Origin of the sequence: Roseibium sp. (assembly GCF_965232425.1) — a bacterium.
GTDB lineage: Bacteria > Pseudomonadota > Alphaproteobacteria > Rhizobiales > Stappiaceae > Roseibium.
Genome location: NZ_OZ246971.1, coordinates 5,212,181 through 5,227,812, shown reverse-complemented (window position 1 = coordinate 5,227,812; position 15,632 = coordinate 5,212,181). Strand labels below are relative to the sequence as shown.

At 60.8% G+C, this 15,632-nt stretch carries 15 protein-coding genes; 4 read left to right on the top strand and 11 right to left on the bottom strand.

From position 1 onward, the window contains the following. Positions 1–56: 56 nt before the first annotated feature. Positions 57–767 carry a spermidine synthase gene (locus tag ACO08A_RS23930; protein ID WP_422038398.1) on the top strand — a complete coding sequence of 237 codons (711 nt, stop codon included), beginning with the start codon at positions 57–59 and terminating at the stop codon, positions 765–767. A gap of 3 nt (positions 768–770) precedes the next feature. Here the strand turns inward: ACO08A_RS23930 and ACO08A_RS23925 are convergent, their stop codons facing one another. Both ACO08A_RS23925 and ACO08A_RS23920 read right to left on the bottom strand, forming a co-directional pair. Beyond that, complete coding sequence (locus ACO08A_RS23925; protein ID WP_422038397.1) at positions 771–1,409, bottom strand: DUF938 domain-containing protein; 639 nt, start codon at positions 1,407–1,409, stop codon at positions 771–773. Positions 1,410–1,508: 99 nt separating this feature from the next. Next, positions 1,509–2,057, bottom strand: coding sequence for a MarR family winged helix-turn-helix transcriptional regulator (locus ACO08A_RS23920; RefSeq protein WP_422038396.1), 549 nt, complete (start codon positions 2,055–2,057; stop codon positions 1,509–1,511). An 88-nt stretch (positions 2,058–2,145) separates the two neighbouring features. Between ACO08A_RS23920 and ACO08A_RS23915 the strand changes: the two genes are divergently transcribed. Further along, positions 2,146–2,898: a hypothetical protein gene (locus ACO08A_RS23915; protein ID WP_422038395.1), complete on the top strand. Its 753-nt coding sequence runs from the start codon at positions 2,146–2,148 to the stop codon at positions 2,896–2,898. 160 nt (positions 2,899–3,058) lie between these two features. Here ACO08A_RS23915 and ACO08A_RS23910 read toward each other — a convergent pair whose 3' ends face one another. The 6 genes from ACO08A_RS23910 to ACO08A_RS23885 all read right to left on the bottom strand — a co-directional run bounded on the left by ACO08A_RS23910 (position 3,059) and on the right by ACO08A_RS23885 (position 11,198). Continuing rightward, on the bottom strand, positions 3,059–3,622 hold the full coding sequence (locus ACO08A_RS23910) for a hypothetical protein (RefSeq protein ID WP_422038394.1): 564 nt from the start codon (positions 3,620–3,622) through the stop codon (positions 3,059–3,061). Between the two features lie 157 nt (positions 3,623–3,779). Continuing rightward, a complete protein-coding gene (locus tag ACO08A_RS23905; protein ID WP_422038393.1) occupies positions 3,780–4,739 on the bottom strand; it encodes a cation transporter in 960 nt (319 codons plus the stop codon). Between the two features lie 233 nt (positions 4,740–4,972). Then, the gene (locus ACO08A_RS23900) at positions 4,973–6,094 is read right to left on the bottom strand and encodes a hypothetical protein (RefSeq protein WP_422038392.1); all 1,122 of its coding nucleotides are present in this window, start codon (positions 6,092–6,094) and stop codon (positions 4,973–4,975) included. Between the two features lie 126 nt (positions 6,095–6,220). Further along, positions 6,221–7,765 (bottom strand): sulfatase, encoded by a 1,545-nt coding sequence (locus ACO08A_RS23895; protein WP_422038391.1) that lies wholly within the window; start codon positions 7,763–7,765, stop codon positions 6,221–6,223. Beyond that, positions 7,749–10,091: a TRAP transporter fused permease subunit gene (locus tag ACO08A_RS23890; protein WP_422038390.1), complete on the bottom strand. Its 2,343-nt coding sequence runs from the start codon at positions 10,089–10,091 to the stop codon at positions 7,749–7,751. The genes ACO08A_RS23895 and ACO08A_RS23890 overlap by 17 nt, the downstream gene beginning before the upstream one ends. Before the next feature lie 63 nt (positions 10,092–10,154). After that, entirely contained in the window at positions 10,155–11,198 is a 1,044-nt protein-coding gene (locus tag ACO08A_RS23885; protein WP_422038389.1) for a TAXI family TRAP transporter solute-binding subunit, read from the bottom strand. A gap of 135 nt (positions 11,199–11,333) precedes the next feature. Between ACO08A_RS23885 and ACO08A_RS23880 the strand changes: the two genes are divergently transcribed. Both ACO08A_RS23880 and ACO08A_RS23875 read left to right on the top strand, forming a co-directional pair. Continuing rightward, positions 11,334–12,011, top strand: coding sequence for a glutathione S-transferase family protein (locus ACO08A_RS23880; protein WP_422038388.1), 678 nt, complete (start codon positions 11,334–11,336; stop codon positions 12,009–12,011). Between the two features lie 97 nt (positions 12,012–12,108). Further along, positions 12,109–13,722: an alkaline phosphatase family protein gene (locus ACO08A_RS23875; protein WP_422038387.1), complete on the top strand. Its 1,614-nt coding sequence runs from the start codon at positions 12,109–12,111 to the stop codon at positions 13,720–13,722. Positions 13,723–13,741: 19 nt separating this feature from the next. Here the strand turns inward: ACO08A_RS23875 and ACO08A_RS23870 are convergent, their stop codons facing one another. From ACO08A_RS23870 to ACO08A_RS23860, 3 genes are read right to left on the bottom strand one after another with little or no spacing between them, the layout of a single operon-like run. Beyond that, entirely contained in the window at positions 13,742–14,485 is a 744-nt protein-coding gene (locus ACO08A_RS23870; RefSeq protein WP_422038386.1) for a hypothetical protein, read from the bottom strand. Then, positions 14,482–15,000 (bottom strand): RNA polymerase sigma factor, encoded by a 519-nt coding sequence (locus tag ACO08A_RS23865; protein ID WP_422038385.1) that lies wholly within the window; start codon positions 14,998–15,000, stop codon positions 14,482–14,484. The genes ACO08A_RS23870 and ACO08A_RS23865 overlap by 4 nt, the downstream gene beginning before the upstream one ends. Before the next feature lie 51 nt (positions 15,001–15,051). Beyond that, on the bottom strand, positions 15,052–15,495 hold the full coding sequence (locus ACO08A_RS23860) for a DUF4399 domain-containing protein (RefSeq protein WP_422038384.1): 444 nt from the start codon (positions 15,493–15,495) through the stop codon (positions 15,052–15,054). Between the last annotated feature and the right edge of the window lie 137 nt (positions 15,496–15,632).

Below are 15,632 nucleotides of genomic sequence, written 5' to 3'. Positions count from 1 at the left end.
GCAACTCTGTACTTCCCTTTGTCCGCCTGACCTGCCACGGTGCCGGGATGAGCAGAATGTTTGAAGAACTGGACTACGCCCCGACCCCGATCGGCGCGATTTCACTGCGGCGAAGGCATATCCTGTCGCTCGGGATCGATGTCTTCGAAATCCTGCTCGGGGACGAACATCTGATGTCGAGTCTGTTCACCGCGTCCGAAATCGCACTGGCCGAGAAGGGCATGGCCGCGCTGAAAGGCGACCGGCTGGACGTGCTCGTTGGCGGTCTCGGACTTGGGTACACCGCCAGGGCCGTGCTGGCGGATCATCGTCTTCTCTCCCTTGATGTGGTCGATCTTCTGGAACCGGTGATCCGCTGGCACCGCGAGGGATTGGTTCCGATGAAAACCGAGCTTGCCGACGACCCGAAATGCCGGCTTGTTCAAGGAGACTTCTTTGCATTGGCGGCATCGCCGGATGGGTTTGATGCCGAACATCCCGGACGCCAGTATGACGCGCTCCTCATCGACATCGACCACACGCCGGAGCGGCTTCTCCACGGTGGCTCGAAGGGGTTCTACACGGCAGAAGGCTTCCGCTCCGTACAGCGTTTCCTGAAACCTGGCGGGATCGTCGGGCTCTGGTCGGATGAGCCACCCGATGAGGCCATCACCAATCGGCTGGCCGGAGCCTTTGACCAGGCATGGGCCGAGCCTGTCGTATTCGCAAACCCGCTGCAGGAGGGCCGCGAGGTCACGCAGGCCGTTTATCTCGGACGCAAGGCCTGACCGTCACGGCAGGTTGAATGTCAGAAGAAGGTTGTTCGCCGGCATCGCATCGTTTGCCAAGGGCGAAAACCCCGCTGCACCTGCAAATTCAGACACCGCCTCGACCGATTTGTACCCGATCGTGGGATCCCGGGCACGCAGCGACGTGTCAAAGGCACGGTCACCCTCCGAAGCGTAGGACGATCCTCTCAGAAACGGGCCGTAGACAATCACCCGGCCGCCGCTACTCAGCGCTGAACGCGCCTCTTCAAAGAAACGCGAAACGAAAGTCTCCGGTACGAGATGAAGAAGATTGACCGTCAGGACCGCCTGCGCAAATCCTTGCCCGACCGGCCAGGAGGCCGAGATATCGATGGCCAGCGGTTCGGCAAGGTTTTTCACACCGCTGCTGCGGCGCCAGGCGGCAATGCTCTGCCTTTGCCCGGGGTCGACGTCGGAGGGTACCCAGTCAAGGTCCGGAAACGCTTCTGAGAAGGCGGCCGCATGCTGACCGGTGCCGCTCGCCACTTCCAGGACGCGTCCTTCGGAGGGCAACCGTCGCCGGAGAGCCTCGATCAGCGGGCCACTGTTGCGCAATGCCGCCGGTGCGGTTCGACGGCCGTCAGCAGCTTCATCCGCCTGTTGAATGATGTGTCTTGCCATGACGCGACGATGCCAGCCGGAACGGCCTGCGTCCAGCACGGAAAGAGCCGGATCAATCGGCTCTCACTGGCGCTTCATCTCAACGCCCGGATGCGGGTTTCAGGCCGCGGCGTGTTCGTGACACAGCTCGTTGGCCTGCTCGGCCGTGAGGTCGACCTGAAGCAGCGTGCAATAAAGCCCGGCCTCCGCCGTCCTGTGATATTTGCAGGTTCTGCACAGCCCGAATGACCGAAAACCGCGTGCCGCGAGCTGAAGCCTGATCAGCTCGGAGAGCGTATTCTCAAGCGCGGCGCCGCTTTCGGTGTCGAGCCTCTCAAGAGCATTGTCGAGCGCATCCATCCGGCCGGCCACGCCGAATCCCGCCTGCGTGACATCGTAGGAAATGGTCCGTTTGTCACCGTCGGATGCCGAACGCTCAATCAACCCCTTTTTCTCCAGGGCCTTCAGTGTCTGCGAGGCCGTCCCTCTTGTCGTGCACAGATAGTCGGCGACCTGGGACGGCGAGCGCGAAAACCGGTTCGCGCGCACAAGGTACCCCAGCGCACTGCGCTGCGCGGGATTGAGGTCGTCCGCCCAGTCTTCGGAGGCAATGAGCCGTTGAAGGCGATCCAGCAGCGGGCGAACACGTGATCGGGAGTCGTTTTTCATGACCTAAAAGTAGCGACTCAAAATAGTCCTTGCAATAGTAGCGACTCGCTATTAATTAACATCCATCAAACACGAAAGGAGTTTTTCGATGCGTCCCTCAATCGTTTATCTGACGTCCTGCGCCCTGCTGGCTTTCGGGCCGGCGCTTGCACATGACAAAAACACCCACGCGATCAACCAGGAGACCGCGATCCATTCGCCGGCGGAGAAGAGCAAGACGGCGTCCCTGGACATCATCGCCGCGCATATTCACTCAGATGGCAATGCTCTCACGTTTCACATGACCACCAACGGTGTCGCAGGTGCCGACACGCCGAAGCCGACCGGTGAAGTCGCGGGGGCGGCCGTCTGGTCCTATGTCTGGCCGACGACGCTTGATCCCTCCCTGGTCGGTTTCGAGGAAGGCGCCGGCATTCTCGCGATGGCAGCGACCAATCACCCCGACTTCGACGACACACCGCTTTACGACGAAAACCTTGACGGCGATCTCGGCAATGACGGCGGCGTCTGGCACAGCCATTGGGTGGTTCTCGCCCCGACCGAGGCCTGCGGTCCGGGCGCTCTTGCAGTCAAGGACATCCCGGAAAACACGACCCCCAGATTGCCTGCCACCTGGCCGGGCTTTCCCATCCTGCTCGACAGTCCGGGCTTCACGCCCGTATTCGACGGACCGGAGATCACGATCAGGGCCGCCGTCAATGGTGACGTTACTGGCGCCTCCTATGACGGTGTGACATCGGCGCTGAAGGTCAACGAGAGCATTCACGCGCCGCTGTTGTGCGTCACGGATGTCTTTGATGTCGCCTCGGGTGACCTCTCGCTCCCGGGTACCATCGAGTGAGACAGTCGATTGGTGGAGAGAAGCGCTCTCCACCGATCGCGACCGCAGTGGCTCCGCGTTGCACCGGAGACCGCCGCCTCCGGCCGGATCCCGACAAACGCCTTTGTGCCGGCCCGCTTCATGCAACCGAAGTTGAGCAAGGGAAAAATGCCGTTCATTCCTAGATCCGGAACGAAAGCCCGTTCTGTTTTTCGGCCAGCATGTCGAAATGCAGATCCAGGACCTTGTGATCGTCTTCCGCCGAAGTCTGGAAACTCCGCCTTGTCGTATCCTTGACGATCAGGAACGCGGCCGCCCAGATCCCGATCAGGAAACCGGTCCTGTCCCTGAGCTCGAGCCGGTGGCCGATCAGGTCGCTGCCGTCAAAACCCTCGTTGTCCTTGCTGGCGCAAATCTCGAGGCAGATCAGCTTGTTGCTGTAAAAGCGCCAGGACACCTTGTGAAGGATGCAGTCCTTGATGTGCTGATCGGTGTCCCAGACAAATTCAGTCCAGTTGACCGGCCCATTCTTGGTTTCAATGGCACCGGTGTTGAACACCGAGGATTCAGTCTGCTGATGAGTGGAAAAATCGAGGGTGGCAGAAGGCCGCGACAGCGGTATCCAAGCCGTCCCGGCATCCCCGGTGACCGCCTTCTGCAGGGCCACAAACCGTTCCTTCGCCTCGGCTGAGATACCGAATTTGTCGAGAACCGGCTTGGCGAAAACCGAAGCAATTTGAAACATCGTCGCCCCCACAGAACTGATGCGTACTTGGTCTTTTAAACTTCAAACACAAAAAGAACTGCTTTCCTAGTGGTTCTGCCGCTTGAGCACTGCCGGTAGATCTCGGGAATCATGAATTGCGAGCAGTAATCGCGCATCCGGCCCGCCTATAAGTTTGTCAGTCACGCCCCTTGTTGGACATGACGATCATGACCGCGCTCGGGCCAACGTCCTGAGTGAGCTGGCCGGCCATCTTCCCTGTCAGGGCATCGAGGTCATCCGCGGTGACGGCGCGGTGTGGATTGTAGTAAACGACCGTGTCCAGTTTCCGCCCGACACGCACCACGGCAAGGTCGACAATCTCGCCGCCTTCATCCGCGATTGCGCGCCGAAGCGCATGCCAGACCGCGAGTTGATCAGAAGGCGAAGCCGGAGCGCCGGCAAGCTGCGCCATGCCCTTTCTGAAAGCCCTGAAGTAACTCAGGATGGCGATGCTGCACAGGATCAGCACCATGATGGAGTCCATCACCGGTGCGATCGGTTCAAGCGGCGTATCCTTCATGTAGGGTGTGCAGAGCAGGCCCGCTCCTGCGAAGACCGTGATGACACCGTCATAGACCGATGCCTGGGCTTCCAGCTTCAGCATGTCGCTCAGCCGTCCGGTCCGCTTCCACGCACTGTGATGAACGCCCGCAAGCCAGAAGCAGGCCGCCGCAACAATCACGGTGTAGACCGCCACGGGTTCAAGGCGGACCGTCTCGACGTCTCTACCCAGGACATAGTCGCTTATTCCCAGAATTGCCTGCGATATGCCGAAAATCACCAGACCGATCAGCGCCAGGCTCCGGAATGTTGCGTAGAGGGCCTCATCGGCTGCATAGCCGAAAGGCCTTTGCCTGTCGGGACCAAGATGGGCGGTCTGGCTGATCCGCATGGCAAAGACGGCCGATATATAGCCGATGAGAGAAAACAGGCCGTCAATGAGGAGCGCCTGCGAGTTCGACAGCCATGCCGCGATCGCCCCGGCAAGTCCCATGCCCAGATTGGCCCACCGCGTCAGGTTCATGGCTCTCTTTTCGAGCGCCATGTGGGTTTCTCGGGTGTTGCCTGGTGTCGTGTCTGAAGTCTTGTCCGGCATCAACGCGCCCTGAGCGATCGGATACAGAACCGGTCGGGTTGAGACATGTGGTTCATTTTCAAGCCCCTCGCGACGTGGCAGATGGACAAAACGGCCAAATCCAATGGACGGCAAAATGGCTTCAGCTCGCAGCGTCACCGCGCTTGAACGGGCTAAAGCCCGCTCTGCGCACGCTTCCTCGCGAACTTTTGCCATTTCTGCCGCCAAATCGGCTTCATTTATGGGTCCGTACCCTAGATCGGGTACCGCAGAAGCGCCGCCAGCGGTGTGGATCCCGGCAGATCCTTCTGCCGGACACTCAGAACGTCGCCCCCGGTCTGGATGACGCGGGACGCGATTTCCGAGAGGACATCATAGGTGTCCGGCCCCGCCGTTTCGCTGAACGTGGCCTCGCCGGTGACCCCGTCTATCGTGCCCGGAACAGCTGCTTCCATGTTGACCAGCAGCGTTTCGACGGCGCCGAAGGTTGCCAGCCGGGCGGCTTCACTGACGCTGTCGCTGGCGCGTCTGTCATTGACCCGGCCGGCGTAAGTCTCCCGGACATTTTGCAACTGGTCTTCGTAGTGGGTATCGATGAGTTGACGCGAGGCGGATGCGATGTCCGCATCGGTGCTGTCTTCGGAAACACCGTCAGGCTGGCCGTTGAGCACATTGTCGTAGCTGCAGACAGACAGGAAGATCGAGCGCATCGGTTCGTGGGCAACAAGGACCAGGGGAATATCCCGGCCGGCCAGAAGCGGGCGCAGCGCCGCATCGACACGTCTTGAATAGGCAAGAAGATGGACTTTCTGCCCCTCGCTCCCCTGCAGACGCCCCTTGGGTGCGCGTCCCAGAACGCTGCTCTTTCCGGCAACGCTCGCGGCATCGTCCGGCATGCCGGAAACCTTGACCTCGCCGGCAGGGCGATCTCCGTTGATCTCGATCACGCGGACACTTTTCTGGCCAAGCACCAGCGCAACGGCGTTGTGGGGAAACGCGACCGCGCGCAACAGGGGCGTCAGATGAAATCTGTCCGAGATTTCAACGGTGTCATTCAGATGATTGGGCAGCCTGAAGGTGCGGACGTTTTCCGGCGTCGCGAAGACGACAAGGCTCTCGGACTGACGGCCCCAGAAATCGTTATCCTCTACGATGTCGGCGAGATTTGCCTCAAGGTCCGAGATCTCAGATTTCGTCAATCGGCCGTCGCTGACCTCCTGGACCGCCGCGTGCGCAAGGTTCGCAAACTTCGTGCGGTCCTGCTGCGCGTCCTGCGTGACGGGTGTCGTACGGAGCGTGAAACTCAGGGAAACCGGATTGCGCTTGCGCGCAAGTTTCTTGATGTCGGAAAAGGTCGGGATGTCGACGTAGTGCACGGTACCCTCCACCGGTAGGACGCTGTAGACCGATCGACGCTAACCTTGGGAGAGCCAACGCGCAATCACAGAGTGTAAGATCGCTCGGCAGTGGATGGGGAAACGGCTGCGAGGTTCATTTGGCAGCTATGCCTGCGCCGTCGGCAACGGCACACGGTCCACATGGGCCATTTCCTGGCGGACAAGCATCTCCATGAGTTCGGCGCGCTGCCGCGCATGAAGAGGACTGTCCCAAAGGTTTTGGAATTCTCCGGGATCGTCGCGCAGATGATAGAGTTCACCCCAGGCGATCCCCTCGAACATCGACAAACGCCAATCTGCGGTTCGCAGCGTGTGAATGCGCGGAACGCGGCCGAGGCCACGATTGGTCTTTTGGTGGTCGTACTGGATGAAAGCTGCCTCCCGCCCGCCCGACAGCAGCGAACGCCCCTGCATGCCGATTGCAGGTTCGACACGGGCCCGCTCCAGAATGGTGGTCCCGATATCATGGGTCTGACCGATTTCTGCGGTCCGTCCTGGTTCGTCTGCCTGTGGGTCCGACCAGATGAACGGAACACGGGTCAGTTCCTCATAGGCTGCAGGTCCCTTGAACAGCATCCTGTGGTCCCCGAGATGGTCGCCATGATCCGTCGTGAAAATCGTCACGGCATCCTTCGCCTTTGCCTGCGCGCGCACCTGCCCGACGGCATCGTCGATCATCGAGATCATGCCGCAGGTCAGCGCACGGGCCTCCCTCACCTCCTGGGCATAGGTGCCCAGAACCGCGAATGAACCCGGATTTGCCCGTCCGGTCTCGCGGTCTTCAAGCACGCTTGCCACATGCGCCGGAGGGTTCCAGTCATTCACCTCGAACACGGCAGGGATCGGCATGTCCGCCGGATCGTACATGTCCCAGTATCGTCCCGGCGGGTTGAACGGGTGATGCGGGTCCGGAAAGGACACCATCAGGAAGAAAGGCTGGCCGTCATCCGCGTTTTGCGTAAGCCAGGCCGACGCGCGTTCGGCAATGTAACGGGTGGAGTAAAGCTCCTCCGGAAGGGCCGTGCGAATGGCTTGCGGGCACGCATAGTCGTGCGGCAACTGGTTCTCTGCGCCGAGCAGACGGTCGGCATCGGGAGCCCGTTGCAAAAGCCAGTCCCGGTAGTTGCCGCCGCAGGCGTCCCCATGCCTCGTGACCAGTTCAACATGGTCAAAGCCGTAGAACGGCAGCGGCGTGTCGTAGGAAGTCCGGCCCGGGTCCTCGGCAAGATAGGTTTCGAGATCATGCCGGACAGCTTGTGACAGCTTGCCCGATGCAAGGTGGAACCCGATGCGTGTCTCCGGTGCCTCAAGCATGGGCGGTTTGCCGGAAAAAGTCTGCAGGTGGCTCTTGCCGATGAGCGCAGTCTTGTAGCCCGCATCGCGCAGAAGCTCGACGAAGGTGACATTCCGCTTGTCGAGCGGAATACCGTTTGCACGGACGCCGTGGCTGGAAGGCACCCGGCAGGTCATGAAACTCGCGCGGTTCGGCATGCACACCGGGCTGGCAACGTAAAACCGGTCCCACACCGTTCCGGTGGCCGCGATTGCGTCAATATGCGGGGTCTTCAGGACCGGGTGACCGGTGCAGCCGAGGAAGTCGGCCCTGTGCTGATCGGTCATGAAGAGGATGAAGTCAGGCCGTTTTGGCATGGGCGGCAGACCGGTTGTGCAGGAGCAGGAGCAACGCGGTTGCGACCGCCGCGCCGATCCAGATCAGTTCAAGTTTCATCATCAGCATCACCGCCAGGCCAAGCCGCAAGCCGATCTCCCAGGCCGGCAGCGCGCGCCGGTCGAACGCAGCGAGCGCGGAGGACAGGAGATAGAGCGCGACCAGCAGACGCCCGAGCAGGAGGAGCATCGCGACAAGATGGACGTCGGCGTCATATCCCGGCAGGTAGGCGTTCCCCCCGCTCGCCTGCGGATCAAGCCGCGCTTCGTTGATCAGGAGCAGTTCCGGGTAGAAGGCAAAGACGAATGGCACCACGAACATCACGATCCCGGACCGCACCGCGGAGAGCGACGTCGCGACTGGTTCCGCCTTGGTGATCGTGGCCGCTGCGAAAGCCGCCAGCGCAACGGGAGGCGTAATGGCACTCGCGACGGCGAAGTAGAAGATGAACATGTGGGACGTGAACAGCGACAGACCGAGACCGGCGAGAACGGGTCCCATGAGCAGGGCCGCGTTGATATAGGCCGGCACCGCAGGCATGCCCATGCCCAGAAGCACGGCCAGCAGCATTGTCATCAGGAGCGCGACAAACTGGAAGAAGGTCGAGCCGCTGCCTCCCAGGTCAAGACTGTTCAGCCAGGCCAGAACATCGAGTGAGAGGAACACCGGCAGCCCCGTGAAAGACAGGCAAAAGTCGATGATCGAAACCGCGAGAAACATCAGGTAAAGCGTAGAGATCAGGATACCTGCATTCGACAGCGCATCGACGATCTTGCCGGGCCGCGCGCGCACTTCGGGATCCAGAAACAGCAATCCGAGCAGCAGCATCACCGCCCACCACCCTGCCGCCCCGGCAGAGCCGGCGGAGTTCTGAATGGCCTGCTGGATCCAGCTCAGGCTCTGCACCTGACAGCCGGCATCGGTAAAGACCCGCTCAGCGCCCAGAAGTCCGCCGAACAGCCCGCAGCCAACCGCATCCTTGGGGGTCAGCAACAGCATCAGGATCAGCAGGATCGGACCGAAGATCATTACCAGGTTGAGATAGTCCTGGCGCTCCAGCGTCATCTCTTCCGTGATCTTGCCGATCGCGGTGATGTTCTGTTTCCTCGACTGGAAGATCGCCGACAGGAACAGGCAATAGAAATAGGCCAGTGCGGGAATGATGGCCGCGACGATGACGCTTGAATATGGGATCGCGGTGAGTGACGCCAGGATGAAGGCAGCGACGCCCATCACAGGGGGCATGATCGACCCGCCTGACGAGGCGGCCGCCTCGACACCGCCGGCGAACACCTTGCTGAAACCGCGTTTGAGCATCATCGGGATGGTCAGGACGCCGGTCGACAGCACATTGACGATCGGCCCGCCTGAGATCGTGCCGAACATCGCCGAAGACACGATGGCCGCATGTGCGGGACCGCCGCGCAGATGCCGCGTCCAGCGGAATGCCAGCTTGATGAGCGATTTTCCTCCGGCTGAACTTCCGAACAACGCACCGAGAACCAGATAGGGGAAGATCGTGTTCAGGACGATGTCCATGAACCGCCCGAGAAGACCCGAGGAATTGTTGACAAGGACATCGTGAACGCGCGGCCGGCCGTCCGACAAGAGGCGCGGTTCGCCTGCCAGCTTGGTCACGAAATACTTGTTGATATCGTCCGCGCCGTAAACGTACCAGATCAGAACGGTGAGGATCGTGTACGCCGAGACCAGGATCGCGACGATCACCAGCGGCAGTCCCCAGACCTTGACGTTGTAGGAAAGGAACACGACGATCGCCAGGCCCACGATCAGCACGAGCCAGCCGCCGGTCGTGTTCACACATTGCGGGTCTTCGACGGTTGTCGGCGCCGGCAGGCCCAGACTTTCGCTGAATGCGGCCGCAGCCGCCAGGCTCTCCTCGATCAAGCGGGCCCGGTCGCCGGTGATCCGGTCCACGAGACACACCGACTCGATCTCGATGAGGTAGGTCAGCGAAACCGTGAACGCCATCACCACCAGCGCGAGATCGAGATAAAGGCCGAACCGGCGCTTGATCACGCTTTTGTCCCGCCAGTCGCGCCAAAGGGAATGCTTCAAGACGACAATCAGCATCATCAGCGCAAAGAAGAACGGATAAAACCATTCGAACGGGAATTTGCGGAGTTTGGCGGCGTCGTTGCCCGACAGGTTCGCGATCAGGGCGTCATAGCCAGGGATGCCGGGCGTCGAGTTGACGAGGCCGACAAGCACCATCGCAACCGAAAGGAAATACAGCAGCTGAAGAGAGAAACTGCGACGATCCCGGGTATCGTTTGAGCCGACCATTGTACCGTTCACCTGCCGGACACCGGCCGGGCGCAAGGTGCACCCGGCCGGTTGATCCGGACCTTACTTGGCACAGTCAGGAAGGGTGTACCCGGCTTCTTCCCAGGCAGCGACCGCCCCCGGGTGGTACTTCAGCGGGTTCGGTCCGCACATGTCCGTGATTTCGATCGCGGTCTCGCCATGCCAGGTCACGGGCATGAACGGCGCTTTCGCATGATAGATCGACTCGATGTTTTCAATGGCCGCGGTCGTCAGCGACTTTGCCAGGGCGAAATCCATGCTCTTGTTCACGATGTCCGCACCAACGGTGCCCGGCCCCCGGAAAGTTCCGTCCTCGGAAACGACCGTGATTCCGTCGCCATAGCCCATGTCTTCGATCGGCATGGAGAACTTCACGGTTCCGGGCAGTTTGGCGACGTTGTTGAATGCCTCGCTGTCATAAACCTCCTTCGAAACGGAGAAGATCGTCATGTTGCCGGATGCAAGGCTCGCGGACACACGCGGATCGGGGAATGACATGGGCAGCACGAAGGCATCCGCGGAGCCGTCCTGCATCGTCTTGACTGCCTGCCCCCAGTTCACCTGGACACCCGTATAGCCTGATCCTTCTTCAAGACCGGTATTGGTCTTGATGAGCAGCCGCGCGTTGGTCAGCGCGGCGCCGCGGGGCGGACCGTTGAAAATGGTTTTTCCCTCCAGTCCGTCCCAACCGCTGATGTTGGAGCTGTCGAAGGCAAAAAGCCCCTGCACCGAAATCCGGTAGGTGTAGAGGACGGCAAGCTCATCTGCGAGTTCTGCACCTTTCTCCGCGCCGAGCCCTGCATAGGGGCCGACGCCCTTCGACAACAGGAAGGGTAGAATGAACGGCGCGGCGGCGATATCGGTCTTGCCCTCGGCGACATTCTGGACCGAGTTCGTCAGCGTCTGTCCGGAGGTCACCTGGATATCCGCGACCCCGGCTTTTGCCGCTGCCTCGGACAGCGCAATGATGGAAATTCCCGGTGTGGTGTTCGGTGCAGCCGTCTCCGCGGATAATATTGTTTGTGCCTGTGCACCGGTCGTCAGGCACAACATTGCGGCAAGGGTTCCCAAGACAATTCGAGACATCGTTTTCCTCCCTGATCGATGTTTCCTTTGCCCCCGCTTTGCCGGCCAACCCTCCCAAGCGACGCGAGACACAGCATCAAAAATATCGACATTTTTTCTATTTTGATAGTAATAGAGGTATTATGGAGAGTTTCAATGCCTGAATTTTTGCTTTTTGTCGCCCCGAACACCTGCGCACGCGTGCCGACCATCGCGCTCGAGGAAATCGGTGTCCCCTTCGAGACGGAACTGGTGCGCACTGCCGCCAACCAGCAGAACTCGCCGGAATTCCTGAAAATCAATCCGAAAGGCAAGGTGCCGACCCTGGTTGTCGACGGCGTTCCGCTGACCGAGAATGTGGCGATTCTCAGCTGGCTGAATGCCCGTTACCCGGACGCAAACCTGTTGCCGGAAACGTCGGACGCTTTCGAAAGTGCACAACAGATCGCGGACCTGTCGTTCTTTTCCGCAACGGTGCACCCGATCGTGACCCGGGTGGCGATGCCGCTCAAGTTCATCGAGGACAAGGCGCTGTCGTTCGAAATCGTGCGCCCGGTCGGCATCGAGGCCATGAACAAGATCATGAACATGATCGAGGCCCGCCTTGAAGATGGTCCCTGGTGGTACGGCGACACCTGGTCTGCCCTGGACGGATACCTTTACTGGGTCTGGGGCCGGATCACCGGTGTCGGCTATCCGGGCGAAAACTACCCGAACATCCGCCGGCACTTCGACCTCAACAACGAACGGCCTGCGGTGCAGCGCGCGATGGCACGCGAGGCAACGAACATAGAAGTGCTCAAATCCGAGGGTCTCTACAGGGCGCCGCGCTGACACTGCGGCTCCCGGTCACTGGCGGTCCAATGTCTCGGCGTTATCGGTCTTTCAGGGTAAATCAGCGCAGCGTCTTCAGGAAAGTGATGGGCATCAGATGAATGTACTATGGATCATGGCGGATCAGTTGCGCTGGGATTACCTGAGCTGCTACGGCGCAACCCACATCGAGACACCGAACCTCGATCGCCTGGCGGCAAAAGGCGTCCGGTTCAACCGTGCCTACGTCCAGTCGCCGATATGCGGACCCAGCCGGATGAGTTTTTATACCGGCCGTTACGTGCGCAGCCACGGGGCCACCTGGAACGGCTTTCCGCTTCGTGTCGGTGAACCGACGCTTGGCGATCACCTGCGCGAAATCGGCATCACCAGCACCCTGGTCGGCAAGACCCACATGCGCGCAGATGCGGAAGGCATGAAGCGCCTCGGGATCGATCCGGAAAGCACCATCGGAGCCCTGGTCAGCGAATGCGGGTTCGATGTTTTCGTGCGCGATGACGGCACGAACGCGGCCACCGACAAGAACCGTCACGCCGAGGACTACGAAGAATACCTGCGCGCGCACGGCATGGGTGGCGACACGCCCTGGGAGGAATGGGCGAACACTGCGATTGGGCCGGATGGTCAGTTCATGTCCGGCTGGCTCCTTGAAACGGCACCCCTTCCCGCGCGCGTCCCCAGGGAACATTCCGAGACCGCCTGGCTGACGACACGCGGCATCGAATTTATGGAGAGCCAGGGCGACGATCCCTGGCTCTGCCACCTGAGCTACATAAAGCCCCATTGGCCGTATCTCGCCCCTGCCCCTTACAACGACATGTATTCGGCGAGCGATCTTCCGCCGGTCAACCGCAGGGACGGCGAACACACGCATCCGCTCATGAAGGCCTGGAGCGAGACGCGCATATGCCGGAGCTTCGCGCGCGACAATGTCAGGGATGTCGTCGCGCCGGTCTATATGGGCCTCATCAAGGAACTCGATGACAATATGGGCCGGTTGTTCGACTACCTGGAAACCAGCGGAAGAATGCAGGACACCATGGTCGTCTTCTGCTCCGACCACGGCGACAACATGGGCGACCACTGGCTCGGCGAAAAAGATCTCTTCTACGATTGCTCGGCGCGCATTCCCCTGATCGTCTACGACCCCCGGCAGGCGGCCGACGCCACGCGCGGAACGGCCACCGATGCCCTTGTCGAGGGCATCGATCTGGCGCCGACTTTTCAGCAGTTCCTCGGCGGCCCTGAAAAGCCGCACGTGTTCGAGGGGCGTTCACTTGAGCCACTATTGCATGGCAAGACCGGCAACTGGCGGGATCACTGCATCTCCGAATATGATTATGCAACCCGCGACGCCCGCCGCGCCGTCGGTGTAGACCAGGCCGACGCCCGGCTGGTGATGGTCTTCGACGGTCGCTGGAAATACATTCATGTCGAGAACATGCGCCCGATGCTGTTTGATCTGCAAGCGGATCCTGGGGAACTCGACGATCTGGGCGGCAATCCCGATTACGAAGAACAGATCGAGCGGCTGAAAGCCCTGCATTTCACCTGGGCCCGCCGCCATCACAGCCGTATCACCCGGGCACCGGAAATCATCGAAAAAATGACCGATGCGCGGGAGCCTGAGGGCATCTACATCGCCTATTGGGACCCGGACGAACTCGAGGCGGACGGGCTGAAAATGCCGCCGCACATCAAGGGCAGTTGATGGGCCCAAACACACGCGCTCAAAGCACGCCTTTCAGCTCCGATGCGACCTTGCCGGTTTTGCCAAGATCGTCACCGCCCACCAATATGTAGCGGAAGGACCCGTCCTCCCATGCGGTCGTTGCAAGGCCGTGGAGCATTTCCGACGAAGGCTCGTTGGCTTCACCGCGCGGGCCGGCCGTCGTGACGCAGAGCGCGAACGGCGTTCCCTCCGCGTCCTGGTAGACGATCTGGATCAGCGGTGCATCGTCGAGGCCAAGTACCTGAACCCGTGCCAGCCTGAGCGAGGACGGCGCTTCAAGCGATGCCTGGTCCAGGGGCCGGCCCAGTTTTTCGCTGGCAACTTCGAGCTGACGTTGCAGGACGTCGGCACTTGCGATGGTCAGTCTCACGGTGTCGGCGACATAGAGCGACTGGTATTGCGCGACCCTGCCCCGCCAGTCATCCGCAGACGGTCGGCCGAGCCACATCGTTCCGCCGCCGATCACGGCGCCGAGAAGCAGCATAGCAGCCAGCTTCGTCCATTGCGGACCGGCTCCGCCCCATTTGACATCATCAATTGCCGAGCGCTCCAGGTCGGCAAGCACCCGCCTGCCGGGCAGTCCTCTCATCGCGCCGCGTACCGGCGCGGCAATCGGATCGAGCGCCATCACCCGGTGTTCCAGTTCCCGGTCGACGCGCATGGTCTGTTCGACCTGCTCCGCACGCCGCGGGTCCATGTCACCGTTCAGAAAGTCGAGAAGCTCCTGATCTGTATAGGTCATGTCTTCTCCTTTCTGTTTCCGGCTGCGGGATTGTCCGCAAACGCCCTCAGCACCTTACGCGCGGCATGGAGACGACTCATGATGGTCCCGATGGGCACATCCAGAATCACCGCGGCCTCCGAATAGGTGAACTGCTGCACGAAGATGAGCTCCACCACGCTGCGCTGTGCATCGGGAAGCGCCATGACCCGCGCAATCACCTCCCGGGCAAAAAGGTTGGTCTCGATCTCCGGGGCGATATCCGCGATCTGGTCGATGTCGACCGTGGCAAACGCCTTGTCCTGCCGCCGGGCGCGGCTGCGCAGTTCGTTTAGCCAGATCGACCGGCAGATCCGCAGGCACCAGCCTTCGAAACTTCCCGTTTCCCGAAATTGATCGGCTTTTTCGACCGCCCGCAGACACGTTGACTGCGCGAGGTCGTTTGTCATCTCGATGTCACCGGTCAGGCTGAGCGCGAACCGCCAGATCGACGGCAGTGCTTTCGGCAGCAAGTCCCTGACAGAGCGCGATTTCATGTTGAACTCCAGCCGGCCGGCGGCGGCAGTGCCGCCGGCAGCAAGCAAGATCTATTCGACAGTGATGGTAATCACGTCGGAGTAGATCGGCGGATCGTGCGGGACATGGTTGAGGTCACCAAGCACCAATTGGAGCGTGTGCTCGCCCGGGCCGAGGTCAAGCACGGTCTCGGTCTGGCCGCCGCCATAGTGCTTGTGGTTGTCGTCAGCCGGAATGTTGTAGATGAACTCGTCCGCGCCATCTTCCCCCTCGCCGATCGGTGCCCGGTTGATCAGGAGATGGTGATGCCCCGTGTTTTCCTTCTCGATGCCCGCCGGCGCAACGCCCATGCCCGACAGACCGAAGACGACCGTGACTGGTCCGCTGACCTTGTCACCGTCATTCAGATTGACGAAATAGACCTTGGCGTCCGGATTGGCCGGGGTCTCGCCGGCAAGGGCCTGTGCCCCGAAGAGGCTGAGGGCGACAACAGCAGGTGCGACAACAAATTTCATGATCATTCTCCTCCCGAATTAGGCTCGCGATACCCAGTAGACACCATCGCCCGGGTTTTATTCATCGTGGGGCAGAGTTTTTTTCATCCGGCGCTTTGCAGCCCCCCGGACGTCCGGCCGGCACGTATCGGCCTGAA